Annotated in this window: 6 protein-coding genes; 4 read left to right on the top strand and 2 right to left on the bottom strand. The window is 64.9% G+C overall.

All coding sequences use genetic code 11. From position 1 onward, the window contains the following. The 4 genes from AC5JJ6_RS42010 to AC5JJ6_RS41995 all read left to right on the top strand — a co-directional run. A partial coding sequence (locus AC5JJ6_RS42010) for a GntR family transcriptional regulator (protein ID WP_496047760.1) occupies nucleotides 1-382 on the top strand: 382 nt, incomplete at its 5' end. 110 nt (nucleotides 383-492) lie between these two features. Beyond that, nucleotides 493-1,890, top strand: coding sequence for an FAD-dependent tricarballylate dehydrogenase TcuA (gene tcuA, locus AC5JJ6_RS42005; RefSeq protein ID WP_496047759.1), 1,398 nt, complete (start codon nucleotides 493-495; stop codon nucleotides 1,888-1,890). Continuing rightward, a complete protein-coding gene (tcuB, locus tag AC5JJ6_RS42000; RefSeq protein ID WP_496047758.1) occupies nucleotides 1,877-3,028 on the top strand; it encodes a tricarballylate utilization 4Fe-4S protein TcuB in 1,152 nt (383 codons plus the stop codon). The genes tcuA and tcuB overlap by 14 nt, the downstream gene beginning before the upstream one ends. 48 nt (nucleotides 3,029-3,076) lie before the next feature. Next, complete coding sequence (locus tag AC5JJ6_RS41995; protein WP_496047757.1) at nucleotides 3,077-4,054, top strand: Bug family tripartite tricarboxylate transporter substrate binding protein; 978 nt, start codon at nucleotides 3,077-3,079, stop codon at nucleotides 4,052-4,054. A gap of 73 nt (nucleotides 4,055-4,127) precedes the next feature. Here AC5JJ6_RS41995 and AC5JJ6_RS41990 read toward each other — a convergent pair whose 3' ends face one another. Together AC5JJ6_RS41990 and AC5JJ6_RS41985 are read right to left on the bottom strand one after the other, a co-directional pair. Continuing rightward, on the bottom strand, nucleotides 4,128-4,457 hold the full coding sequence (locus AC5JJ6_RS41990) for a helix-turn-helix domain-containing protein (RefSeq protein ID WP_496047756.1): 330 nt from the start codon (nucleotides 4,455-4,457) through the stop codon (nucleotides 4,128-4,130). Between the two features lie 47 nt (nucleotides 4,458-4,504). After that, nucleotides 4,505-4,769 (bottom strand): type II toxin-antitoxin system HigB family toxin (locus AC5JJ6_RS41985; protein WP_496047755.1); only part of this gene is annotated, 265 nt, incomplete at its 5' end.

Here is a 4,769-nt window from a genome sequence, read left to right as displayed (position 1 = left end):
AGCCGAGATCCAGGACCTTGGCGAACTGGTCGAGAGCGAGCAGGAAAACGTCGGCGACTACAATGCGCTGGCACAGCTCAACAAGGCCTTCCACGCCGCCCTCTACCGCGCCGGCCATAACAGATATCTCCTCAAGGCGCTGCTGTCGCTCAACGACGCGATGATCCTGCTCGGCGGCACGACGCTGGCGGTGCCCGACCGCTTCCCCGCCGCCCATGCCGAGCATCAGGATATCGTCAAGGCGATCGCCGAACGCGACCCCGACCGCGCCGAAGCCGCCGCCCGGACCCATATCCGCAACGCCCAGCGCGCCCGGCTGAAACTGCTGCGCGCCAGGCTCGTCACCGACCTTACGGAGATCCCCGCTCCCGCCGAATACTGATTCCGCCTCGGCCGCACTACTGAAACGGCTTGACGTATACAGCTGTATACGTCAGCATCCGCCGCATAAAACCAAGGTTTTCTGCGAAGCGGGGGAGGGTGCGTGCTGAGATGATCGATGCGAAACGTCGATACGACGTCCTGGTGATAGGCGGCGGCAATGCGGCGCTATGCGCCGCGATCAGCGCCCGGCGCTCCGGTGCGTCGGTGCTGGTGCTGGAAGGGGCGCCCAAGTTCTACCGGGGCGGCAACACGCGCCACACCCGCAACATGCGCTGCGCCCACGACGCCGCGACCGAAATCCTCACCGGTCCCTACACCGAGGACGAGTTCTGGAACGATCTGCTCCTCGTCACCAAGGGCCGCACCGACGAGGATCTGGCCCGGTTCATGATCCATGAATCGAAGGAAATGCTGACCTGGATCACCGAGCAGGGCGTCCGTTTCCAGCCCTCTCTCGGCGGCACCCTCAGCCTCGGCCGGACCAATTCGTTCTTCCTCGGCGGCGGCCGGTCGATGCTGAACGCACTTTATCTCACGGCGGAAAAGCTGGGTGTCGAAGTCGCCTACGACGCCGAAGTCGTCGGTCTGAATATCGACGGCGGCATGTTCGTGTCGGCCGTCGTCCAGCACGAAGGCGCGAAGCACGAAGTCCGCGCCGCCACCCTCGTGGCGGCATCCGGCGGCTTCGAAGCCAATATCGAGTGGCTCAAGGCATCGTGGGGCGACGTCGCCGACAACTTCCTGATCCGGGGAACGCCGTACAATCGCGGGACCGTGCTGCGCATGCTGCTCGACAGCGGCGTCGAATCCGTCGGCGACCCGACCCAGTGCCACGCCGTCGCCATCGATGCCCGCGCGCCCAAATTCGACGGCGGCATCATCACGCGTCTCGACTGCGTCGTCTTCGGGATCGTCGTCAACAAGCACGCCCAGCGCTTCTACGACGAGGGCGAGGACATCTGGCCGAAGCGCTACGCGATCTGGGGACGCCTAGTCGCGGCGCAGCCCGATCAGATCGCCTATATCGTGTTCGACGCCAAGTCGCTCGACCTGTTCATGCCGTCGCTGTTCCCGCCGATCCGGGCGAACAGCATCCGTGAACTCGGCGGCAAGCTCGGCCTCGACCCGGAAGCTCTGGACGCCACCGTCACCGGCTTCAACGGCGCGGTCCGCCCAGGATCCTTCGACACCACCACTCTGGACGACTGCCGTACCGAAGGCCTGTCGCCCCCCAAGACCCATTGGGCGCGGGCGCTCGACACGGCGCCGTTCTACGCCTACCCGGTCCGTCCGGGCATCACCTTCACCTATCTCGGCACCCGCGTCGACAAGCGCGCCTGCATCCTGATGGAGGGCGGCACGCCCTCCGCCAACATGTTCGCCGCGGGCGAGATCATGGCCGGCAACGTCCTGGGTCAGGGCTACGCCGCCGGCATCGGAATGACCATCGGCAGCGTTTTCGGCCGGGTCGCGGGACGGGAGGCCGCCGCACATGCACGCAACTGACACGACCGCAGATGAAGTATTGCCGACCACGGCGCTCCAGGAAGCCGGCCGCCTGATGACGGTCTGCAACTCGTGCCGCTACTGCGAGGGCCTGTGCGCCGTTTTTCCCGCGATGGAGATGCGCCGGACCTTCACCTCCGGCGACCTGAACTATCTGGCGAACCTGTGCCACAACTGTAGCGCCTGCTACTACGACTGCCAGTTCTCCCCGCCGCACGAGTTCGACGTCAACGTCCCGCGCGTGCTGGCGGAAGTCCGGAACGAGTCCTATCAGGCCTACGCGTGGCCGCCGGCCTTCGCCGGTGCGTTCGAGCGCAACGGGCTGACGATCAGCATCGTCACCGCTCTCAGCGTCGCGGCCTTCATCCTGGGCTTCGTCGCCTTCCGCGACCCCTCCGTCCTGTTCGCCACCCACATGGGGCCGGGCGCCTTCTACCGCCTGATGCCGCACAACGGGATGGCCCTGCTGTTCGGTGCGGCATTCCTCTACGCCCTCGTGGCGATGGGCATGGGCCTGAGGATGTTCTGGCGCGACATCAAGGAACCGCCGGAAACCCTGCGCGAGCCGCCGTCGCTGTGGCAGGCGATGAAGGATGCCGGCAGCCTGCGCTACCTGGATGGCGGCGGCGTCGGCTGCATGAACGAGGACGAACGTCCGACCGACAACCGCAGGCTCTACCATCACCTGACGTTCTACGGCTTCATGCTCTGCTTCGCCGCGACGTCGGTAGCGACTTTCTATCACTACATCGTCGGCCGCGAGGCGCCGTATTTCTGGTACGACTTGCCGGTCATCCTGGGCACATTGGGCGGCATCGGCCTGCTGATCGGCCCGGTCGGACTGCTGATCGCCAAGCGCAAGCGCGACAGCGTAGTCCAGGACGAGGTGCGGCTCGGCATGGACGTGGCCTTCATCGCCATGCTGTTCCTGACCAGCCTGACCGGCCTGCTCCTGCTTTTCCTGCGGGAAACCCCCGCGATGGGAATGCTGCTGGCCGTCCACCTCGGCGTCGTCTTCAGCCTGTTCATCACGATGCCCTACAGCAAGATGGTCCACGGCCTCTACCGGTTCACGGCCCTGGTCCGCTACGCCAAGGAACGCCGGACCCTGGCGGAATCCCACGCCACCGCCGGCTGACGGCACACGCCGAAACCCCTAAGAAACAACCGATCCCGGGAGGATACCATGTTCAAGATCGACCGCCGCCGCCTCTTCATCGGCGCAACCCTGATGGCGGCCGCGACCCTGCTGCAGTTCAACCCCGCTTCCGCCGAGCTGAAGGGCCTGGAGATCATGGCCCCCGCGGCACCCGGCGGCGGCTGGGACCTGACCGCGCGGGCCGTCCAGGCGGCCCTGAAGGATTCCGGCGCCGCGACCTCGACCCATGTCGTCAACATCGCCGGAGCCGGCGGCACCATCGGCCTCGCCCAGTTCGTCTCCTCCAAGAAGGGCAAGGGCAACGCGCTGATGGTCACCGGCATGATCATGCAGGGCGCCATCCTGACCAACAAGTCGCCGATGACGCTGCAATCCGTGACTCCGATCGCGCGCCTCGTCGGCGAGTATGAAATGCTGGCGGTGACCACGGATTCGCCGATCAAGACGCTGGCAGACCTGATCGAGAAGCTGAAAGCCGACCCGCGCTCCGTCTCCTGGGCCGGCGGTTCGGTCGGCGGCACCGACCAGATCCTCGCCGGCCTGATCGGCCAGAAAGTCGGGATCGACCCGAAGCAGATCAACTACATCGCCCATTCCGGCGGCGGCGAGGCGATGCAGTCGCTGCTCGGCGGCCACACGACCGTCGGCGTCAACGGCTACGCCGAACTGGCGCCCCAGGTGGCAGCCGGCAAACTCCGGGCACTCGCCATCTCCTCCGACGAACGCCTTCCCGGCATCGACGTGCCGACCCTGAAGGAGCAAGGCGTCGATATCAGCCTCGCCAACTGGCGCGGCATCGTCGCCGCTCCCGACATCAAGGAATCCGATCGCAAGGCCCTCTCCGCCGCCATCGCCCAGATGGTCGAAAGCCCCGCCTGGAAGAAGACCATCGCGACCCAGGAATGGACCGATATGTACCAGCCGGCCGAGGAATTCGGCGCGTTCCTGAAGAAGGACAAGGAGCAGGTCGAAGGCGTGCTCAGGGACATCGGTCTGGTGCAGTAGGATCGACGGCTACGAAATGATCGCGGACCGGCTTTCGCTTTCCAGCGCATGCCGGTCCGCGACGAACCGCTCCTTATGCTGCCCGTTCTATGGGATAGTCGCGTACGAGGATTTCGGCAGGAATTTGCAGTCCCTCGGAAAGGCGACGGATCATCGGCAGGGTCAAGGCACGCTTCCGGTTCAGAATCTCAGCCACCCGTGCCCTGCTGCCGATGAAAGGCTCCAGGTCGCGCCGGCTGAGGCCGCGCTGCTCCATCATGAATTCGATGGCCGAAACAGGATCACTCGGCGGGATGGCGTGATGCGCCTCTTCGTAGGCATCCACCAGCGTCAGCAAAATCTCCAGCCGCACGCCTTCAGCCGTGTCAGGATCTGCGCCCCATAGATGGTCGATCTGCTCCAAAGCCGCGGCGTGGTCCTCGTCGGATCGGATTGGGAGAATGTCCATGGCTATACGGTCCTCACGTCGATCTTGTCATATTCGCTATGTGTGCCGACCCACTTCACGTAGATGGTTCGGTAAACACAATCTACGCCGGCTACGAGCCTGTACTTGTTGCCACCGATATTGAAGACGATGCGATCACCCACGAACGAAACCGAGCGAAACTGGGCCTTGAGCATCGCCGTATCGGACCAGCCGGCGCGGCGTACGATGTTATACCAAGAGCCGGAGAGACTGACCTGTGAGAATGCCTCGCCTCGTAGGTCGGTC

This window comes from Skermanella sp. (genome assembly GCF_059503625.1).
This window is presented reverse-complemented; position numbering and strand designations above follow the sequence as displayed.